At 42.2% G+C, this 21,220-nt stretch carries 16 protein-coding genes; 1 reads left to right on the forward strand and 15 read right to left on the reverse strand.

The genetic code is table 11. The features are described 5' to 3' along the window. Positions 1-35 precede the first annotated feature (35 nt). Both parC and parE read right to left on the reverse strand, forming a co-directional pair. On the reverse strand, positions 36-2,498 hold the full coding sequence (parC, locus tag Q0A12_RS16230) for a DNA topoisomerase IV subunit A (RefSeq protein ID WP_291293662.1): 2,463 nt from the start codon (positions 2,496-2,498) through the stop codon (positions 36-38). 11 nt (positions 2,499-2,509) lie between these two features. Beyond that, complete coding sequence (gene parE, locus Q0A12_RS16235; RefSeq protein ID WP_291293663.1) at positions 2,510-4,534, reverse strand: DNA topoisomerase IV subunit B; 2,025 nt, start codon at positions 4,532-4,534, stop codon at positions 2,510-2,512. Positions 4,535-4,812: 278 nt separating this feature from the next. On the opposite strand from parE, the gene plsY reads away from it, so the two are divergent. Beyond that, entirely contained in the window at positions 4,813-5,442 is a 630-nt protein-coding gene (plsY, locus tag Q0A12_RS16240) for a glycerol-3-phosphate 1-O-acyltransferase PlsY (protein WP_291293664.1), read from the forward strand. A gap of 62 nt (positions 5,443-5,504) precedes the next feature. Here plsY and Q0A12_RS16245 read toward each other — a convergent pair whose 3' ends face one another. The 13 genes from Q0A12_RS16245 to Q0A12_RS16305 all read right to left on the reverse strand — a co-directional run bounded on the left by Q0A12_RS16245 (position 5,505) and on the right by Q0A12_RS16305 (position 21,196). Further along, positions 5,505-6,380, reverse strand: coding sequence for an aldose 1-epimerase family protein (locus Q0A12_RS16245; RefSeq protein WP_291293665.1), 876 nt, complete (start codon positions 6,378-6,380; stop codon positions 5,505-5,507). An 11-nt stretch (positions 6,381-6,391) separates the two neighbouring features. Beyond that, positions 6,392-7,183, reverse strand: a complete 792-nt coding sequence (codY, locus tag Q0A12_RS16250; protein WP_291293666.1) for a GTP-sensing pleiotropic transcriptional regulator CodY — start codon at positions 7,181-7,183, stop codon at positions 6,392-6,394. A 13-nt stretch (positions 7,184-7,196) separates the two neighbouring features. Further along, positions 7,197-8,594, reverse strand: a complete 1,398-nt coding sequence (hslU, locus tag Q0A12_RS16255; protein WP_291293667.1) for an ATP-dependent protease ATPase subunit HslU — start codon at positions 8,592-8,594, stop codon at positions 7,197-7,199. 14 nt (positions 8,595-8,608) lie between these two features. Beyond that, on the reverse strand, positions 8,609-9,151 hold the full coding sequence (hslV, locus tag Q0A12_RS16260; protein ID WP_291293668.1) for an HslVU peptidase proteolytic subunit: 543 nt from the start codon (positions 9,149-9,151) through the stop codon (positions 8,609-8,611). Positions 9,152-9,177: 26 nt separating this feature from the next. Then, positions 9,178-10,095: a tyrosine recombinase XerC gene (gene xerC, locus Q0A12_RS16265; RefSeq protein WP_291293669.1), complete on the reverse strand. Its 918-nt coding sequence runs from the start codon at positions 10,093-10,095 to the stop codon at positions 9,178-9,180. A gap of 462 nt (positions 10,096-10,557) precedes the next feature. Next, entirely contained in the window at positions 10,558-12,009 is a 1,452-nt protein-coding gene (locus Q0A12_RS16270; protein WP_291293670.1) for an SPFH domain-containing protein, read from the reverse strand. 13 nt (positions 12,010-12,022) lie between these two features. Beyond that, positions 12,023-12,448: a hypothetical protein gene (locus Q0A12_RS16275; RefSeq protein WP_291293689.1), complete on the reverse strand. Its 426-nt coding sequence runs from the start codon at positions 12,446-12,448 to the stop codon at positions 12,023-12,025. A 112-nt stretch (positions 12,449-12,560) separates the two neighbouring features. Then, entirely contained in the window at positions 12,561-13,868 is a 1,308-nt protein-coding gene (trmFO, locus tag Q0A12_RS16280) for an FADH(2)-oxidizing methylenetetrahydrofolate--tRNA-(uracil(54)-C(5))-methyltransferase TrmFO (protein WP_291293671.1), read from the reverse strand. Positions 13,869-14,094: 226 nt separating this feature from the next. After that, positions 14,095-16,173 (reverse strand): type I DNA topoisomerase, encoded by a 2,079-nt coding sequence (gene topA, locus Q0A12_RS16285; RefSeq protein WP_291293672.1) that lies wholly within the window; start codon positions 16,171-16,173, stop codon positions 14,095-14,097. 144 nt (positions 16,174-16,317) lie between these two features. Continuing rightward, positions 16,318-17,190: a DNA-processing protein DprA gene (dprA, locus tag Q0A12_RS16290; RefSeq protein ID WP_291293673.1), complete on the reverse strand. Its 873-nt coding sequence runs from the start codon at positions 17,188-17,190 to the stop codon at positions 16,318-16,320. 64 nt (positions 17,191-17,254) lie between these two features. Next, complete coding sequence (locus Q0A12_RS16295) at positions 17,255-18,022, reverse strand: ribonuclease HII (RefSeq protein WP_291293690.1); 768 nt, start codon at positions 18,020-18,022, stop codon at positions 17,255-17,257. After that, entirely contained in the window at positions 18,006-18,875 is an 870-nt protein-coding gene (ylqF, locus tag Q0A12_RS16300; protein WP_291293674.1) for a ribosome biogenesis GTPase YlqF, read from the reverse strand. The genes Q0A12_RS16295 and ylqF overlap by 17 nt, the downstream gene beginning before the upstream one ends. An 875-nt stretch (positions 18,876-19,750) precedes the next feature. Next, complete coding sequence (locus Q0A12_RS16305; protein ID WP_291293675.1) at positions 19,751-21,196, reverse strand: family 1 glycosylhydrolase; 1,446 nt, start codon at positions 21,194-21,196, stop codon at positions 19,751-19,753. Positions 21,197-21,220 lie beyond the last annotated feature (24 nt).

Below are 21,220 nucleotides of genomic sequence, written 5' to 3' on the forward strand. Positions count from 1 at the left end.
ACTGTATTGGTACAGTTGTGTGTTTACTGTTTAATTTATAGTACAGAATCTTCTTGAATCGTAGGATCAATCACTTGTGTCACTTCATGGATCAAGCCACTGGTTTTTTCATCTGTGACAAAGGAACCATTCGAAGTCCGATCATTGATTGGCACCTGATTGGTGTCGACTTCAACCGTTTGACCTTTTTGAGTAGTCAGAATCAGCGATTGGTTTTCACCAGTTCCCATGTACACGACACGATGCGGATTCTTCTTCAACTCTCTAAGAACCATCAACCCTCGTTTTGCTCGTCCTAACTGACTGATTTCTTGCGCTAACATTCGTTTAACAGCGCCACGCTGAGTGACTAGGATCACTGGCGTATCCCCTTCTGAATAGACCAGTAAACCATTGATGATTTGATCGTCTTCTTTTAGATTCATGGCCTTGACACCAGCTGCTTTTGGTCCAACAACGGGCACCTCAGCTAATGGATAGCGTAAGCCAAACCCGCGATGACTCACTAAAAAGACATCCAACGGTTCATTTTGATCGGCTAAATAGACATTGACGAGTTCATCGGCATCATCTTTTAGTTTCATCATGGTCAATGGCCGACTCTTGTAGGTACGCCACGGTTCAAATTCGGTCATTCTTGTTTGTTTGATCAGGCCATTTTTACTGATCAAGACGAAATTCTTTTGGGGATCAAGTTCTTGATAAGTAAATACCGCCAAAATCGTTTCTTCAATAGCGAGATTCATGACTGTCTGGGAAATATGTTCTCCAAGATCTTTCCATTTGAGATCCGGTAGTTCATGAATCGGACGATAAATGACATTTCCTTTATTAGTCACTAGCAGCAAATGATCCAATGTACTGGCTTGTCCACTGTAAAGAAGAGAATCGCCTTCCTTCATGCCTAATTCTTCCGGTTTAGAAGCACCATAAGAACGTAAGCTACTGCGTTTGACATAGCCGTCTGTCGTAACAGTTACCACGACATCTTCTTGAGCGACAAGCACTTGAGTTTCGATTTTGATTTCTTGGATCTCGGCTTCAATCTCAGTCATCCGATCCGAGTGGTATTTCTTCTTGATTTCTCTTAGCTCTTTTTTGATGACTTTCAATAATTCAGTTTCTTCATTCAGAATTTTCGTCAATTCGCGAATCGTTTCAGCTAACTCTTGGGCTTCTGCCTGTAGTTGCGTGATATCCGTATTGGTTAAACGATACAATTGTAATGTGACGATGGCTTCCGCCTGTTCTTCCGTAAAGCCATGCTGAACGACCAAATTATTCTTGGCATCTTTCTTGTCTTTACTGCTGCGGATCGTCGCGATCACTTCATCTAGGATCGACAAAGCTTTCATCAATCCATCAACGATATGCTGACGTTTTTTGGCTTTATTCAGCTCATAGCGACTCCGTTTAACAATAACTTCCCGGCGGTGTTTTACATAACTTTCTAAGATATGTTTCAGTCCGACTTGCTGCGGACGCATTTCATCGATGGCTACCATGTTGAAATTGTAGTTGATCTGCAGCTCCGTATTTTTAAACAGATAATTCAAAATCCCTTGAGCATTGGCATCTTTCTTCAGTTCAACCACGATTTGCAAACCAGTACGGTCCGTTTCGTCCCGGACTTCGGCAATCCCATCGATTTTTTTGTTTAAGCGAATCTCATCCATTTTTTTGACTAGATTGGCTTTATTGACTTCATACGGTATCTCATTGATGACGATTTGTTGTTTGCCGCCTTTAATGTCTTCGATTTTCGTCTTTGAACGTAAGATCACTTTTCCGCGACCTGTTTCATAGGCTTTCTTGATCTCTTCTTTTCCTTGCAAGATTCCCCCAGTCGGAAAATCTGGACCGGGAATGAATTCCATCAATTTATCCAAAGAAGCATTCGGGTGATCAATCAGATAAATCGTTCCGTCAATGACTTCACTTAAATTGTGTGTGGGGATTTCCGTCGCATACCCAGCAGAAATCCCTGTTGAGCCGTTGACCAACAGATTGGGATATTTTGCCGGCAAAACAGTAGGTTCTTTTTCGGTATCGTCAAAGTTCCATACTAATTCGACAGTATCTTTTTCAATGTCTTTTAGTAACTCACCACTTAGTTCAGATAGCCGAGCTTCTGTATAACGCATGGCTGCCGGTGGATCGCCATCCATGCTTCCGTTGTTTCCGTGCATTTCAATCAAGATTTGACGCAATTTCCAGTCTTGACTCATGCGAACCATGGCTTCATAGATACTGGAATCCCCATGGGGGTGAAAATTACCCATGATATTCCCTACAGATTTTGCTGATTTACGAAAGCCTTTATCATAGGTGTTGCCATCTTGATTCATAGCAAATAAAATACGCCGCTGAACAGGTTTTAAACCATCGCGAATATCAGGCAATGCCCGTTCTTGAATAATGTATTTGGAATATCTGCCGAAACGATCGCCCATTACTTCTTCTAATGTCAATTCCTGTATGTTGTTTTTATGTTCCAAGAGATCCCCTCCTAATCCTCAAACAAGCTGATGGCTGAAGTTTGCTCAGCTTCTTGTAATTTTTCTTCGACCAATCCAGGGATCGTCTCTTCTTTCTTCTCTAAAATACTGCCGTCTTCTTCCAAACTAAATTGAACATGACTTTCGATCCATTTTCGCCGGGGTTCTACTTTATCCCCCATCAATGTAGTGACCCGTCGTTCCGCTTGTGCCGCATCATCGATTCGAACCCGAATCAATGTTCTTGTTTCAGGATCCATCGTGGTCTCCCAAAGCTGATCTGCATTCATCTCACCTAACCCTTTGTACCGTTGCAGCATATAGCCTTTACCGATCTTTTGGGTCACGGAATTCAACTCATCATCTGTCCAAGCATATTCAACTACGGCTTTTTTACCTAGGCCTTTTGATACTTTATATAAAGGAGGCAATGCGATATACACTTTGCCGGCTTCAATCAATGGTTTCATGTAGCGATAAAAGAAGGTCAATAGTAAGACTTGAATGTGGGCGCCATCGGTATCGGCATCGGTCATAATGATCACTTTGTCATAATTGCAGTCTTCAATCGAAAATTCAGGACCGACTCCCGCACCAATCGTATAAATCATGGTATTGATTTCTTCGTTTTTCAAAATATCCTGCATCTTCGCCTTTTCGGTATTGATGACTTTTCCCCGTAAAGGAAGAATCGCTTGGAACTTGCGATCTCGACCTTGTTTCGCGGAACCGCCAGCTGAGTCCCCTTCGACTAAGTACAGTTCATTTTTTTTCGGATTACGAGATTGCGCTGGTGTCAGTTTTCCGGACAGTAATGATTCGCCCTTTTTACGCTTTTTACCGCTGCGGCTTTCTTCCCGGGCTTTCCGAGCTGCTTCTCGGGCTTCTCGCGCCTTAATGGCTTTACGGACCAGCATCTGGCTCATTTCGCTATTTTCTTGCAAGTAATAACCCAATTGCTCGCCAATCACGTTATCCACCGCATTTCGCGCGATCGGTGTGCCTAGTTTTTCTTTTGTTTGCCCTTCAAATTGCAGCAGATTTTCCGGCACCCGGATGGATAGAACTGCCGCTAAGCCTTCACGAAAGTCGCTACCTTCCAGATTTTTGTCTTTCTCTTTCAGCAAGCCAACTTTTCGTGCATACTCATTGAATGCTTTAGTCATGGAGATTTTCATTCCTACTTCATGAGTACCGCCGTCTTTGGTCCGAACGTTATTGACAAAGGACAGGACATTTTCGGAATAGCCGTCATTGTATTGGAACGCGACCTCCACTTCAATGGCCTCTTTTGTGCCAGAAAAATAAACCACCGGCGTCAAGGTATCCTTCTCTTCATTTAAGTAATCAACAAATTCCTTGATGCCCTCTTCAAATAAAAAGATCTCTTGCTGGACCTCAGCCCGCTCATCTGTCAAGGTGATTTTCACACCTTTTAGCAAGAAAGCTGATTCTCGCAATCGTTCTGCTAATGTGTCATAAGAAAATTTCGTTGTGGTAAAGATCGTGTCATCTGGCTTAAACCGTACGGTGGTTCCAGTAGCTTTTCTCGTTTTCCCAATTTTCTTCAACGTGCCGTTAGGTTTGCCGCCATCTTTGAATTTTTGTTGGTATTCGATGCCGTCCCGTACGATGGAAACTTCTAACCAACTGGACAGTGCATTCACAACACTAGCTCCGACGCCGTGAAGGCCTCCAGAGGTCTTATAGCCTCCTTGACCGAACTTTCCGCCAGCATGTAAGACAGTAAAAATAACTTCCACAGTAGGAATCCCTGAAGCATGCATTCCTACTGGCATTCCCCGACCATTGTCGCGAACGCTGATACTATTGTCTTTGTGGATGGTGACATCAATTTCGTCCCCGAATCCTGATAATGCTTCATCGACAGCATTATCAACGATCTCATAGACCAAATGGTGCAAGCCTCGGCCGTCAGTCGATCCGATATACATACCAGGTCGCTTTCTCACTGCCTCTAAGCCTTCTAAGACCTGAATCGAGGCATCATTATACTCTGTGGTTTTCTTTGCCAAAGCCACCGCTCCTTTAACTAAATTAAGTGGGTTTTCACTGAAACCCAACAGGATTAATTCGCAAAAAAAATCTTACCATAAAATCGGCTTTTTTCAAGCGAACATTTTTCTAAACTATCTTATCCTTTTTCCCATCGTTCGACAAGGCAAAGTCACTTTCATTGATTGAATTGCCTAGCAATTGCAGCCTTTTTTCACACAGCTCCAGTATTTTCTTATTGTTGCTGCGGCAGTTTCATGCTAAAATTGCTCTAGACTTTCAAGGAAAGTGGGTTATCATGAAGACGATTCTATTACTTTTTATTGCTTATTTGCTCGGTTCGATTCCATCTGGAGTCTGGATCGGTCAGCTATTCTTCAAAAAAGACATCCGCCAATTCGGCAGCGGGAATACAGGGACTACAAATACCTTTCGTGTTCTTGGCAAAAAGGCGGGGATCATTGTTCTACTGATGGATATTTTAAAAGGAACCCTTGCCACTTCATTACCGGCGATCTTTGCCATCACTGCAATCAATCCCCTCTGGTTTGGCGTTTGTGCTATCATCGGTCATACTTTTCCGATTTTCGCCAAATTTAAAGGCGGTAAAGCGGTGGCGACCAGTGCCGGGATGCTCTTAGGCTACAATCCGATTTTCTTTATTTATTCAGCGCTTATTTTTGTCATTTGTTTGTTTGTAACCAGCATGGTCAGTCTGACCAGTATGATAGCAGCCTGTTTGATCACTTTATCGACCATCGTATTGCCTTACATCGCACCAATGATTTTACCAAAACCAAACCTGTTGCTGACTTGTATTGCCATTGGCGTCACCTGTTTTATTTTTATCCGCCATCGGGAAAATATCAAGCGCATTAAAAACGGTACCGAAAGCCGGATCTCTTTTGGTTTAAATAAAAAAGAATAGGAGAAGCTGGGAGAAGTCATTGATGGCTTTCGTCCCAGCTTCTTTTTTTTATTCAGCTCTGTTTACTTCACTGTAATTGAATACTTGGTTTCAAACTGCTCATTTGCTACCAAACGCTGAATGCCGACTTTTTCGCTTAGCTCTCCAGTCGCATCTAACGTATCCGCAATGCCTACCCAAGGCTCGATACATAAAAAGGGCGATTCAACCGGATAAGTCGACCAAAAGCCAACATATGGCATATTGTTAAAACTCAATGTCACACTGTGAGGAGATTTTTCACTGCGGATCGAAAAGGAATTCAAGCCTTTCGTCTCGTAGATCAACGCATCATTCTCGAACATCCCATGCGTCAATCTGAGATCGGTGTTGGTCTGCCCCAACGTGCGCTGTTCCAGATCAATATAGTTTCCCACCAACGGGAGTTTCACTCGAGACTTTTTAGGTGAGAAAGTAAGATAGAAGTCCTCAAAAGTCGCATCCGTTCCTAAAGGCACATTAAATGCCGGATGTCCGCCGATGGAAAAAAGCATTTCTTCTTGGCCATCATTGACCACTTGATACTTCACAACCAGACCGTCACCGCCAAGTTCATAGCTGACAAACAGTTGGAACGCAAAAGGATAAATCTTTTTGGTTTCCTCGTTGCTAGCTAACAATAAACGGACAAAGTCCGTTTGTTGCTCGACGACTTCAAAGATCATATCCCGAGCAAAACCATGCCGCGGCAAGTGATAGGTTTGGCCTTTGTAGCGGTATTGATTTTCTTTCAACGCACCGACTATTGGAAATAAGATTGGTGCATGCTTGCCCCAATGTGCAGGATCAGCTTGCCAAATATACTCCAAGTTGGTATTTACATCAATCAAACTTTGCAGTTCGGCTCCTTTTTCGGCAATTGTTGCCTGCAAATGCCCTGCGCTGATCGTAACTGTCATATCGCCATCTCCTAATATTGATGTTTGTTCAATTCCTCTTTGAAACGACTATTCAACACTTTTAAATACGTTCCTTTCATTCCTAAAGAACGTGATTCAATGATACCTGCTGATTCTAATTTACGCAATGCATTTACGATCACAGAACGTGTGATTCCGATCCGGTCCGCAATGCTGGAGGCTGTCAAACGCCCTTCGTCTCCTTCTAATGCTTCAAAGATCGCTTGAACAGCTTTCAATTCGCTGTAAGACAATGTATTGATCGCCATTTGTACAGCAGTTGCACTACGAACATCTTCTTCAATGTTACGAGATTTTTGATAAAGAAACTGCATACCAACAACAGTTGCACTGTATTCTGCTAAGACAAGATCATCATCATCGAAGGTTTTTTCGATCCTAGATAAAATGATCGTTCCCAGCCGTTCTCCCGCACCATAGATTGGTACAATAGTAGTCAAGCCATTGGGATAGAACTCCCGCATTTCAATAGGGAAAGCCGTCATATCGTTGCTGATAGGAACATTTGCTTCTGTTGAAGATAAATTATCGACTAAACTAGTATAATTTTTAGGAAATTGTTTTTCTACAAACATCTTCTTGATTCGTTCATTGTTGACATCATGGGTTTCAACAAACCCTAATACACTACCATCGCTGCTGATGATATAAGCATTGCTGTCCAATATATCGCCTAGAATAACCGCCATTTTATCATAAGGTAAATCAGATGCAAGATTAAAGGTATTTTTTTGTTGCAATAGCTCATTGATTTGTCGTGTCTTTTCTAAAAGTGTTTTCATTGGTTCTCTCCCTTTATAAAATATACCGGCTTAGGTCTTCGTCTTTGGCAATGGAAGCAAGTTTGTCTTCAACATAGGCTTCTGTAATCGTGATTTCACCCATTTGCATATCAGATGCTTCAAACAATAAATCTTCAAGTAACTTCTCTAAAATCGTGTGTAAGCGACGGGCACCAATGTTATCAGTGTCGCGATTGACTTGAAAGGCAATTTCCGCAATTTTTTGGATTGCTTCAAGTGTAAAGGTAACTGTGACATTCTCTGTGCCCAACAAGGCAATGTACTGTTTGATCAAAGCGTTGTTCGGTTCCGTCAAGATCTTGACAAAATCTTCTTTTGTCAAATCGTCAAGTTCTACTCGGATTGGGAAACGACCTTGTAATTCAGGAATCAAATCACTTGGTTTTGACAAATGAAAGGCACCTGAAGCAATGAAGAGGATATGGTCAGTTTGTAGCGGACCGTATTTCGTATTGACTTGCGAGCCTTCCACGATTGGTAAAATATCTCGTTGAACGCCTTCGCGAGAAACTTCTCCTGATTGTTGCGATTTTGAGGTAATCTTATCAATTTCATCAAGGAAGATAATCCCACTAGATTCTGCCAAACGCAATGCCGCACTATGGATGTCTGCATCATTCACTAATTTGGATGATTCTTCTTGGATCAATATTTCTCGCGCTTCTTTTACGGTGACTGTCCGTTCGATTTTCTTTTGCGGTTTCAGCGCACCCAATGTTTCATTCAAATCAATCCCCATTTGTTCCAAACCGTTGTTCATCATAGGCGACTGAGTTTTTGGTTCATCCACCTGGATCGTTACTTCACGATTGTCTAACAAACCTTTTTCTAATTGCTCATAGATGGCTTGACGGTTGCTGCGAATTTCGTCCGTCAATTCTTCTTTTGGTTCTTCTGCTTGTTGGGCAGGATTGAACATATTCATCATTTGTTCATAGGGATTTGTAGATTTCTTTTGTTCTTTTTTGATTCCAGGAACCAATGCTTTGACCAAGCGGCGGTTCGCTTTCTTTTGTGCTTGAAGACGAACGTTTTTGTACTGTTCTTTTTTTACGATTTGAATCGCGTTTTCCACAAGATCCCGAATCATGGATTCCACATCGCGTCCGACATAACCGACTTCTGTAAATTTAGTAGCTTCCAATTTAACAAAAGGCGCATCGACGATCTTCGCTAATCGGCGAGCGATCTCTGTTTTTCCGACACCAGTTGGTCCAATCATTAAAATATTCTTTGGCGTCACATCTTGCTGCATTTTCTCATCTAATTGGAGACGACGGTAGCGATTACGCAAGGCTACCGCAACAGATTTTTTGGCGCTGTTTTGACCAACAATGTATTGGTCTAATTCTTTGACGATTTCTTTTGGTGATATATTTTGATTTGTCATAGCTTCATCCCTCTTTAAAACTCTTCAACGATAATGTTGTGATTGGTAAAGACACAAATATCCGCGGCAATGTTCAATGCGCCTTCGGCAATTTCTTTTGCAGAAAGGTCGCCGCCGTAACGTTTCATCGCTCTAGCAGCAGCAAGTGCATAATTGCCGCCAGAACCGATAGCTAAAATTCCTTCGTCAGGCGAAATGACTTCCCCTGTTCCGGAAACCAACAGCATTTCTTCTTGATTCATGACGATCAACATTGCTTCTAATTTTTGCATGGACTGTTGCGTCCGCCATGCTTGTGCCAATTCAACAGCCGCTCGTTGCAGATTTCCATTATATTCATTGAGTTTTTCTTCAAATTTTTCTTCTAGTGTGAAAGCATCCGCCACACTTCCGGCAAAGCCAACAACGACTTCCCCATTGTAGATTCGGCGTACTTTGCGAGCAGTCCCCTTCATGACGACTTGCTCTCCCATTGTTACTTGGCCATCTCCGGCCATTGCGAATTTGCCATCTTTTTCAACAGCACAAATCGTGGTTGAATGAAAAGGTGATTTCATAATTCTTTCCTCCTGCTGCCAATTTGTTATGCTCTTGGATGAAATTGGCGGTAATTTTTTTGCAAGCTGTCTTTCGTTACATGGGCGTAGATCTGCGTCGTAGATAAGTTGGCATGCCCCAATAATTCCTGGACAGTTCGCATATCAGCGCCATGATTTAATAAGTGAGTAGCAAAGGTGTGCCTCAACATATGCGGGTGGATCTTACTGTCCAAACTGCTTTTACGAATGATTTGATTCAACACATATTCGATACCTGTTGCTGTGATTCCGTCACCCAAATGATTGACAAAGACAGTCTCGTGCTTTTTATGCTGTTTCTCCATCAACTGTTGGCGACCAGATGAAATATAGTCTCGTAAGGCTTCCTGTGCAAAACTGCCAAAAGGCACGTAACGATCCTTGTTTCCTTTTCCGTGGATCAGCAGAACCCCATTCTCCCAATCAATATCTGAGAGAGTCAAATTGCTGCACTCGCTGACTCGCAACCCAGAGCCATAAAGAATTTCTAATAAGGCACGATTTCGCTGCTGCAAGGGTTCGTGACCTTTTACACTTTCAAACAGTGCTTCCATTTCTTTTTCATAAAAAAAACGCGGCAACTTGGCGTTCTTTTTCTTCAAGTGAATATAAGCAAATGGATTCTCTTTAATGACTTCATGTTTTGTTAAAAATTGATAGAAGGACCGCAAACTAGCCATTTTCCGACTGATCGAATTGCGACTGTAATTGCGTTCATTCAAAAAACTAAGGTATACTCTGACGTCACGGTGATCAATGGCAAGAAAATCTCCATTTCCTGACTCTTTTAAAAAACGAAAGAAGTCTTCCATATCTTCTTGATAAGCAGACTTGGTCTTGTCAGAATAGCCACGCTCAACAATTAGATAACGAAAAAAATCATTTTGAAGCTCGTTCTCCGACAAACTAATCCCCCATTTCATGACTCGAAATAACTGTATCACAGAGTTTTAAAAAAAACAAACGAATTGTCAGAATTTAACCAATATTTCAAAGTTTAGACATAATTATGAAAATTCTTTAAGGGAGAACTTAGAAAAATTCGTCGCTTTTCTCGGCGCTTTTTTCACCTGTTATGATTTACACAAAAAATTTGCGAAGGTCTCGCCCCAAATTCAACTTGGCGCTTGCTTTGCCTACAGTAGCTTCTCGCTTTGTGCTAAGAACTTGCATGCCACTCTTTCCAGGGTCAATCGCAGTGATTCTTTTCAAGGTTACTACGCTCGCTTTGCTCCCCGCTGCTCATCATCTGCTCGTCTACGCTTTACTTCGCCTACAGTTGCTTCTAAGCACTTCGCGCTAAGAAGAACTTGCATGCCACTCTTACGAGTGTCAATCGCAGTGATTCGCAGCAAAAACGCACTCGTTTGAGTGCGTTGTTTGGGTTATTCGATTGGTTGGGTGTTATTGTCTGTGTTTGGTTGGCTTTCTACTGGCTTTTGGCTTTCGATTGCTGCTACGAGTTCTTTGTTTCCTTGTTTGGTAGACATGGTTTGATTGATGAGGTTGACGAGATCGAGACCGGTTGTTTCTTTGATGGTATCAAATGTCCGGGCTAGACCGGCTTCTCCCATGTCGTGTAATCCGTCATTGCCTCCGAAGCTGACTACTTTATCGATATTGCTAAGTGGTGCATTGACTTCCTTGGCAATTTCTGGCAATACTTTGATGAATTCCATCAAAATACCTGCTTCGTTCAGTTTCGTTAAAGCGATAGCCATTTTTTCGCGGCTTTCTGCTTCGGCTTGACCGACTTTGGCAATCCGTTCGGCGTCGGCTGAACCAAGTTTTTCGATTCTTTCTGCTTCGGCTTGGGCTGCTAATTTGACTTTTTCGGCTTCGGCTTGGGCCCGAGCGATTTCTCTGGCTTTGTCTGCTAAGGCATTTTGTTCCACAACATATTTGTCGGCTTCTGCTTTTTTACGAACAGTCGCATTCAATTCTTTTTCCGTCAATTCGGCTTGTTTTTCTTGGATCTCGATGTTCTTTTCTTGTTCGATCAATTGGACTTTCATTTTTTCGCCTACAGCGATCTGTTCCGCTTTGGCATCTGCTACTTCTCGTTCTTGTTTGTATTGCGCTTGTTTCAATGCCATATCTTTGGTGGCTTCGGCAATCTCTGTTTGACGACGAATTTCTTCGTGCTGCGCCAACTGCTCATTTTCGGCTTGTTTGATCCGAGTTTCTCTTAGCGCATTGGATTCTGCCACTTCGGCATTTTTCTTCACTTCAGCGATCTGCGGCCGTCCTAAAGCATCCAAATAGCCATTGCTGTCACTCACATCTTTGATCGTAAACGAAACGATCTCTAAACCCATCTTTTTCAAGTCTGTAGAAGCAACTTCTTGCACTTGTTCCGCAAAGTCATCACGGTTTTTGTAAATAGCTTCTACTGTCATGGTTCCCAAAATTGCCCGTAAGTGACCTTCCAATACCTCTTGTGCTTCATCTTCTAATTCAGCCGTTGATTTGCCTAAGTATTGTTCTGCGGCTGTCTTGATAGATTCCGTGCTGTTTCCAACTTTTACTAACACGGTCGCACTTGCTTTGATCGGTACACCTTGTTCGGTATACACTTCTGGGGTTCCGATTTCAAGTTTATGCGTCAATAAACTCAATTTATGTGCTTTCTGAACAATCGGAATCACGAATGTTCCGCTATTCTTCAATATCTTGATGCCTTCTTTGCCTAAAAAAGACCCAGTTACGATCAACGCTTCATCTGGTTTGCCGATGCGGTAACGAATCATTAAAAATGCGATCAACAAAACAACTAAAACGATAATCCAAAAAATGGGGTTACTTAAAAACTCTAATGCATTCCCTGTCTCTAACATTTTTCAACACTCCCTATTCAATAAAGTTGTGGTTTTCCACCACTAATGCAATACCTTTTTTATCAAAATCAACAATAATCACTTTGGTGCCGATGGGCAATTCTCTTTTTTCCCGAATATCTTCTTCTTTGTAAAACTTTGCCGGATAAACGGAACGCGCGGTTTTACTACCAATTTCCATCACTTCACCAAGAGCATTTCCGACGATCTTTTCTGTGAGCTCACCGATCAAGAAATCGTCATGGCCTAAAACATTGCTGCGATTTTTGTCGGTCAAGCGATTGAACAGCCACATAAACGGTCCGAGCAGCAAACTGAAAAGCAGAAAAACGACAACTATCAAAACAAAAAGCACGATCAGCCAACCTACTATCAGAATATAAAAGGGAAACTGCTGCAAGTACTCTTGAAATCCTGTGACCCATTCGCCAATCACGATCGTCACCACCTTTACTATTGTTATTAACAATCATATGACAACCGCTACCAAGTTTCAAGACAATTCAAAAAAAAACTTTCTCAACAATTTCTCGTGAGAAAGTTTTTGATAATCAATTTACAACTGTTTCTTTTGCTGACTCTAAAGCCGTAAGCGCACGATTAGCCAATGCTTCATAGCGAGACTTTTTATCTTTGATCCGTTCTGGAAGCTCTGGAAGCAGCCCAAAGTTGGCATTCATCGGTTGGAAATGTTTGCCTTCAGCATGCGTAATGTAATAGGCCATGCTGCCGATGACAGTTTCTTGTGGGAAGATGATTGGTTCTTCTTCTTTCGCCAGTTTTGCTGCGTTGATACCAGCGACTAAGCCACTGGCAGCACTTTCTACATACCCTTCGACACCCGTCATTTGACCGGCAAAGAACAAGTCATCCCGTTTGCGGGATTGGTAGGTTTGCTGCAGCAGTTGTGGAGAATTCATGAAACTATTTCGATGCATCACGCCATAACGAACAAATTCCGCTTGCTCTAATCCAGGAATCATGCGAAAGACACGTTTTTGTTCGCCCCACTTCAAATGGGTTTGGAAACCTACGATGTTGTATAAAGAAGCTGCCGCATTGTCTTGGCGCAACTGGATGACTGCATAAGGTCGTTTGCCTGTCTTTGGATCTTCTAATCCAACTGGTTTCATTGGACCAAACAGCATCGTCTTAGGACCGCGAGATGCCATGACTTCGATAGGCATACAGCCTTCAAAGAATTTTTCTTTTTCAAATTCTTTCAATGGCGCGACTTCGGCATTTACCAAGGCTTCACGGAAGGCATAGAATTCTTCTTCCGTCATGGGACAGTTGAGGTAGGCGGCTTCCCCTTTGTCATAGCGGGATTTCAAGTAGACTTTGTCCATATCAATGGTTGATTTATCAATGATTGGCGCTGCAGCATCATAGAAATAGAAACCTTCCGATCCATTGAAGGCTTGAATCGCCTTGGATAACGGTTCAGAAGTCAATGGTCCGGTAGCAATCACCGTGATGCCTTCTGGGATTTCAGTGATTTCTTCTTCAATCACTGTTACCAATGGATGTTCTTTTACCCGCTTGGTCACTAGTTCAGAGAAATCATCCCGATCAACCGCTAAAGCTCCGCCAGCTGGAACAGCTGTCTGATCTGCCGAAGTTAGGATCACTGAATTCAAGCGACGCATTTCTTCTTTTAAAACACCTACTGCATTAGTTAAATTGTTCCCTCTCAGGGAATTTGTGCAAACAAGTTCCGCAAAATTGTTCGTATGGTGTGCCTCTGTTGTTTTCTTAGGGCGCATTTCATACAGATTGACGGACACTCCAGCTTCAGCAGCTTGCCATGCGGCTTCGCTCCCAGCTAACCCAGCACCAATGACATTGATTTCTTTCATACTTCGTCTCCTTTATAGTAAAAGAGCCTGTGTCAAAAGTGACTAAAACAAAAAAATATTTCCTCGGCAAAATCTGAGTTTCTTAGAATCTCTTTCGTCATTCACCTATTTTTTATTCTATTCCTTCTGTCACAGCTCTGATTTTTGAAAAGGAACACAGTAGCCTACTGTCTGGCAGCAGACACTTCGTTCACTTTATTTGTTATTTGTAAGGGTTACGAGGCAACTATTTTTGCACGTCTTCCTCGTAATCACCTTTGATACAAACGACTTGCTTGCCGCCTTTGACTTTCTTTTCAACCAAATAGTTGTCACATTTTGGACAATTTCTTCCGACTGGTTTATCCCAAGATGTAAAGTCACATTCTGGATAACGGGTACAGCCAAAGAAAATACGATTCTTCTTCGATTTTCTTTCAACAACTTGCCCTTGGTGACAAACGGGACATTCAACACCGATTTCTTTTACGATTGGTTTGGTGTTGCGGCAATCAGGGAAATTGCTGCAAGCATAGAATTTTCCATAACGACCTAACTTGATCACCATTGGATGACCGCAAATGTCGCAATCAAAGCCAGCAGGCTCATCTTTGATCTGAATTTTTTCAATGTTTTCTTCTGCATTCGATAATTCTTTTTCGAAAGGACGATAAAATTGATCTACAACTTTGATCCATTCTTGTTTTCCTGCTTCAATACTGTCTAAACTGCTTTCCATCTCAGCTGTGAAGTGTGTATCGACGATTTGCGGGAAGAATTCTTCGATCAATGAATTGACGATTTCGCCTAATTCGGTAGGTTCAAACCGTTTTTGAGTCAATTTGACGTAATAGCGGCGTTGGATCGTTTCTAACGTTGGTGCATAAGTCGATGGTCGTCCCACACCATTTTCTTCTAAAGTTTTGATCAGCGTAGCTTCGCTATAGCGAGCAGGCGGTTGCGTGAAATGTTGTTTTGGTTCGATAGAGACCGACTGAACAACGTCTCCTTCGTTCAATTCCGGCAAAATATTTTCTTTGTCTTCTTTGCCATCATCCCGACCCTCCACATACACTTGCATGAATCCTTTAAATTTGATTTTGGACCCATTCGCTATGAACATAACGCCATTTTGCTGTAGTGTCACTTTCATTGTATCTAAAATGGCAGGCGTCATTTGGCTAGCCACAAACCGGGCCCAAATCAGGCGATAGAGTTTCAGCTGATCTTTGTCCAAGTATTTTTCCATCTCTTCCGGCGTACGCATGACACTGGTTGGACGAACTGCCTCATGGGCATCTTGTGCGCCTTGGGCATTTTTGACTTTCTTGCCACCGTGAGCGGAAAAAGCGGAACCATAAGTTGTTTCGATAAACTCTGCTGCTTCAGCTTTGGCAGTATCTGCAATCCGGGTAGAGTCTGTACGCATATACGTAATCAACCCCACCGTTCCTTGCTTGCCTAGAGGAATCCCTTCATAAAGCTGTTGCGCAACCATCATGGTTTTCCGCGTACGGAAATTCAGTTTGCGGGCAGCTTCTTGTTGCAGACTACTCGTTGTAAAGGGAGCGGAAGGATTACGTTTTCGTTCTTTCTTTTCTACCTTGGTCACTTGATAGTCTTTGCCATCTAAGCGATCCGTCACTTCTTTGATACTTTCGGCATTTGGTAATTTTTTCTTTTTGCCGTCTAGTCCCCAGAAGGCTGCTTTAAATTTCTTGGTCGCTTTTTTAAAGTTGCCATCGATGCTCCAGTATTCTTCTGGAATAAAGTCACGAATCTCTTTTTCCCGATCAATAATAATCTTCAATGCCACCGATTGAACACGACCTGCACTTAATCCTTTTTTAACTTTCCGCCATAAAATCGGACTGATGGAATACCCCACTAGCCTGTCCAGCACACGACGTGCTTGTTGGGCATCAACTAGATCGACATCAATCGAACGAGGTTCTTTAAAAGCTGCTTTTACAGCATCTTTGGTAATTTCGTTAAACACAACACGATTCTTTTCGTTTAAATCGAGACCTAACAAGAAAGCCAAATGCCAAGCAATAGCTTCCCCTTCTCTATCCGGGTCACTTGCGAGGTAGACTTTTTCTGCTTTTTTGGCAGCTGAACGAAGACTTTTAATGACATCGCCCTTACCGCGAATCGAGATGTAATGTGGTTCATAGTCATTTTCGACGTCAATCCCCATCTTACTTTTCGGCAAATCACGAATGTGCCCCACACTCGCCACAACTTTGTAGTTGCGTCCGAGGTATTTTTCAATGGTTTTCGCCTTTGCAGGCGACTCCACGATCACTAGATATTTATATGCCATATAAAAAATGGCTCCTTCCTTCTTTTTTTCCTACTATAATATATTCGGCAAACAATTCACTTGCTGTCCAAACATCCAAATCGTAGCTTATCATAGCTTTCAGAAAAAGTTTTGTCAAGAAAGGATCATTAGAAGACCAAAAATCTAGGGCAACTCTATCAAGATATCTTCCGCTGATAATGTGCATTTTGCTCCGTCTTGAATCAACTGATGGCAGCCTTTTGATCGATCCGTCAATGCTTCTCCTGGCACGGCAAAAACTTCCTTCCCATTTTCTAAAGCCAGCTGCGCTGTGATCAATGAACCACTCTTTTCTTTGGCTTCAATCACACAAACCGCTTGTGCGATGCCCGCAATCAATCGATTCCGCATGGGAAAATGATACTTAGATGGCGGTGTTCCTTGAGGATATTCACTAAGCAGTAAATGATCCTGCTTGATTTGATCACAGAGATGTTGGGAACTCTTAGGATAACAGCAATCTAGCCCTGTTCCTACTACTGCAATGGTTTGTCCGCCGCTTTCGATTGCTGCTTCATGAGCAAAACAATCAACACCTTGAGCCAATCCACTAATAATCGTATACTCATTCTTAACAAGTTCCGGAATGATCTTTCTGCAAATTTGTTGCCCATAGCTCGTTGCCTGTCTTGCCCCCACAAAAGCCAGAGCAGGTTTTTGGAAAAGTGCTAGATTCCCATGATAAAAAAGGATCAGCGGTGGATCCACAATTTTTCTCAGCGCTGCGGGATAGTCCTGGGAAAAAAAGGTGAGAAATAATTGATCGCCCATTTTTTCTGCTAAAACGTTCTCCGTCAGCTGATGCCATGATTCCTGAAAACGGGTAGCCAAGCGAGTGATTCCAGCCAACTGAGTCGCCCTTTCTGCTGTCACCCACCAATCTCTTTCTGAAAGACAGCCTTTTAGCACGCGCCATTGGCCTTGAATACCGATGCCTTGGGCAAAAGCCAAACGAACCAGCAATTTATCGAAAGACGTACATTCATGATAATACATAAAACAACCTCATTTCTAAAGAATCTCAAAACAAGATTCGCAAAAATGAGGTAGTTTAACGATTTTATTTTTCTACATACTGCTTGACAGGCGCAAATGTTTTGCGATGGATCGGACAAATCCCATGAGTAGCCAATCCGGCTAGATGCTGTTTGGTGCCATAGCCGGCATTTTGATCAAATCCATAGTGAGGAAAAATGTCATGGTAATCTTTCATTAAATTGTCTCGAAAGACCTTTGCCATAATACTGGCTGCAGCAATCGAGATTGAACGTGCATCCCCTTTGATCAGGCTGGTCTGAGGAATGTCGACATCAAGTGTCATGGCATCGATCAATAAATGTTCTGGTGTGATCGCTAAATCATCAATCGCACGCTTCATTGCATTCTTGCTGGCCTGATAGATATTGACACGATCAATTTCTTCATGGTCCGCAATGCCGATGCCAATCGCTACAGCTTTGTTTTGGATCTCAATAAATAATTCTTCTCTTTTTTTCGCAGAAAGTTGTTTTGAATCATTCAATCCGATGATGCCGCAATTTTTTGGCAAAACTACTGCAGCTGCCACCACTGGCCCAGCTAGCGGTCCCCGACCGACTTCATCTAATCCCGCCACAAAACGGAGCCCTTTTTGATTCAATTCTTGTTCAAAGGCCGACATCTCAGCATATTTTTCTTGTAATTGTTGCTGTTTTCGCTGCTGATTTTGATATTGAGCAATCAGCTTTTGGACGCCAGAACGTTCATCAGCCATCAGTTGAGCCACATAAGCCGGGTCAACCTCTTCGGCAAATAATCGCTCTTTGATAGTTTTAATCGGTTCCTTCATCTTTTTCACCTAATTCCTCGTAACGATCTAATGTATACCTTCCCAGCTTTCCTTGGCGAATATCAAAAACGACTAGTTCACTGCCACGGTCATAATTGTCTTTGTAGCCCCGTTTTTCAGTGATCTTCATCAATAGCTCTGGTGCCAAACACTGTTCTTCTTCTTTGGAAAGTGAATAACGCTGAGCGATTCTGCCCTCATAATACCGAGCAAAAAAATCCAACCCAAATAGAGCGATATCATCTAAATGGATCAACTGATCCTTGATAGCCCCAGTGAGTGCTAACTTTTTGCCAATCTCAGGGTCTTCAAATTTTGGCCAAAGAATTCCTGGTGTATCCAACAATTCCAATTCTGTCCCAAAACGCAGCCATTGCTGCCCTTTTGTTACACCGGGCTTATTCCCTGTCTGTGCGATTTTTTTGCCAACCAAACGATTCATCAATGTCGATTTCCCTACGTTGGGAATTCCGATGACCATTGCTCTGATTGGACGTGGTTTAAGTCCCCGAGCTTTATCCCGAGCAATTTTTTCTTGCAAGACTTCTTTTGCTTTGGGGACGATCAACTTGATCCCTTGACTGTCCTGAGCATTGATTGCCATGGCTAAGAATCCCTGTTTTCTAAAATAGCCTTCCCACAGTTTGGTTTGTTGCGGGTCAGCTAAGTCTGCTTTGTTGATCAAGATCAATCGTGGCTTTTGTTGTAATATTTGATCCAACATTGGATTTCTTGAAGAGATCGGTAAGCGCGCATCTACAAGTTCAAAAACGATGTCGACAAATTTTTGTTTTTCACTTACTTCACGTTTTGCTTTGGCCATATGGCCTGGAAACCATTGGATGGTACTCATAATTAATTTCCTTTCATACCTGTCTTATTCAGACATTGATTGGGCTTTTCACAAGAGTATCGACAACGAGCAAGTCTCTCACTCTTTTTGCCTGTTTCCTGTCATTTTAGCGCCGAGTATCTTACGCATTTTACCATGAATTGATTTAATTGGGAATACCACTTAGTTGCACTAATTTGTTCCAATAATGTCTATTAGTCGTTGCAGCTACGCATATGAGACGCCCGCTTGGAGACCAAAGGCACCTCTAGCTCCAGCACTTCTGGAAATCCACGGCACCATTCTCGAAAATTCAGCTTTTCTTTCCCTGTCTCTATGCAGCGGTTGTTTGCTCCGTAAAATGATCTTGTTAACTCATTCACGTTGACCCTAACTTTGCTTGTTGAAAATTCACGGCACCCTTCTGAGACACCCACTAGACTTACCAAGAAGAGCAATTAGGTAAAATACCGTCGTTCCATTCACAGGTGGCCTGCTTTTTCTTTGAATATCGCTGACCATTTTTCAGCCTAATTAAAATTATACTTCATTTTACTGTTTTTACTCAAATCATCTTATCATTTTTTGAAGAAAAAAATAGCTGGATTGTGACAAATCGATCGTTGTGTAAAAAAACTTCTTTTTCTTTCTCCTATGAAGTGATCCTATGAAGTGACCTCATCTTCAAGTTTCTCCGTTTTCTACAGAAGCTTTTCCTCTAGCCCTCCGTTCAAAATCAGCTGATGATTCAAGGCATGGAAAGGGTTAGAAACACTGAACGCATAAAAAAGATCTAGAAAGAAATTTTTTCTCTCTAGATCTTCATTGGTCCCATTCACGTTTTACTCGTTACTAGCATTGACTAAATAGCCTTCAACTGAACCAAAGACTAAACTTTACTCATGACCAATTTCCTTTATACTTGCGCCATTGGTTTTGATCACTTGCTGATACCAATCAAAGGAGTCTTTTTTCATCCGCTTATAGGTACCTGTGCCATCATCTTGTTTGTCGACATAGATAAATCCGTATCTTTTCTTCATTTCACCAGTTGTTGCACTCACAAGATCGATTGGTGCCCAAGTCAAATAACCGATACAGTCCACTTGATCCACTTCAACAGATAAGAGCAACTGTTCCACGTGTCTTTGGAGGTAATCTATGCGATAGTCATCATGAATCTGGCCGTCTTCAGCGATTTCATCCACTGCCCCTAATCCATTTTCAGTAATCATGATCGGCAATCCATATTTTCGATACGTATAGTTTAACAAATAACGCATGCCGATCGGATCGATCGTCCAACCCCATTTGCTGCTTTCAAGATAAGGGTTTTGCAGCCCACCAAATAAAGCACTTTTTCCTTCCGATGCGCCTTCGTATTCTGCGACTGAGGATGCATAATAATTCATACCGATAAAATCAAGTTTGCCCTCAGCAAATACTTGTTTATCTGCATCAGAAACCTCGATATGAATACCTTGATCCGCATATTCTGCCAACTTGTACAATGGAAACTCCCCGTTGCACATGGCATCAATCTGATAGAAATCACGATCCATTTGCTTATAGGCATTTAAGACATTGACAGGATCGCAATTGGCAGGATAAACCGGCTCAATACCAAAAACACAGCCAATTTGGAAGTTTTCATCAATTTCGTGCCCCATCTTGACTGCTGCACAACTTGCAACCGTCATATTGTATCCAACCGTTGCTAATGTTTGTGGCTTAGCGTCGATTTCAGAGTATTTTAATCCAGCAATGATATAGGTAAAAATATCACTTGCCTCACTTTGCGGATCGATATGGTTCATTTCATTGAATGTTGCCCAATACTTGACTTTTCCCTTAAACGCTTCAAACATCGTGCGGCAAAAATGCAAGTAGAAATCAACGACTTTGCGATTCGTCCACGAACCATATTCTGTCACTAAGTGAATAGGTATTTCGAAATGATAAAGAGTGACGATCGGCTCGATGCCGTTTGCTAATAAGGTATCGACTACTTTTTGATAAAAATCGATGCCGGCTTGATTCGGCTCAGTTTCGTCCCCGTTAGGAAAAATTCTGGACCAATCGATTGATAGCCGCAATGCCTTAAAACCCATTTCCGCAAACAATGCAATGTCTTCTTGGTAACGATGATAAAAATCAATTCCTGTATGCGAAGGATAAACCTTCTGAGGGAAAATTCCTTTATCGATCTCACGGGGCTTCTCATAACTGCCTACCGTGACATAATCCATGATAGCCGGTCCTTTACCGTCTTCTTGCCAAGCACCTTCACATTGATGGGCGGCGATGCTGCCGCCCCATAAAAAATCACTTTTCATCTTCATCTCTTCACCTTTTTGCCCTTTTCA

Origin of the sequence: Enterococcus sp., assembly GCF_022711995.1 — a bacterium.
Classification (GTDB): Bacteria; Bacillota; Bacilli; order Lactobacillales; family Enterococcaceae; genus Enterococcus_D.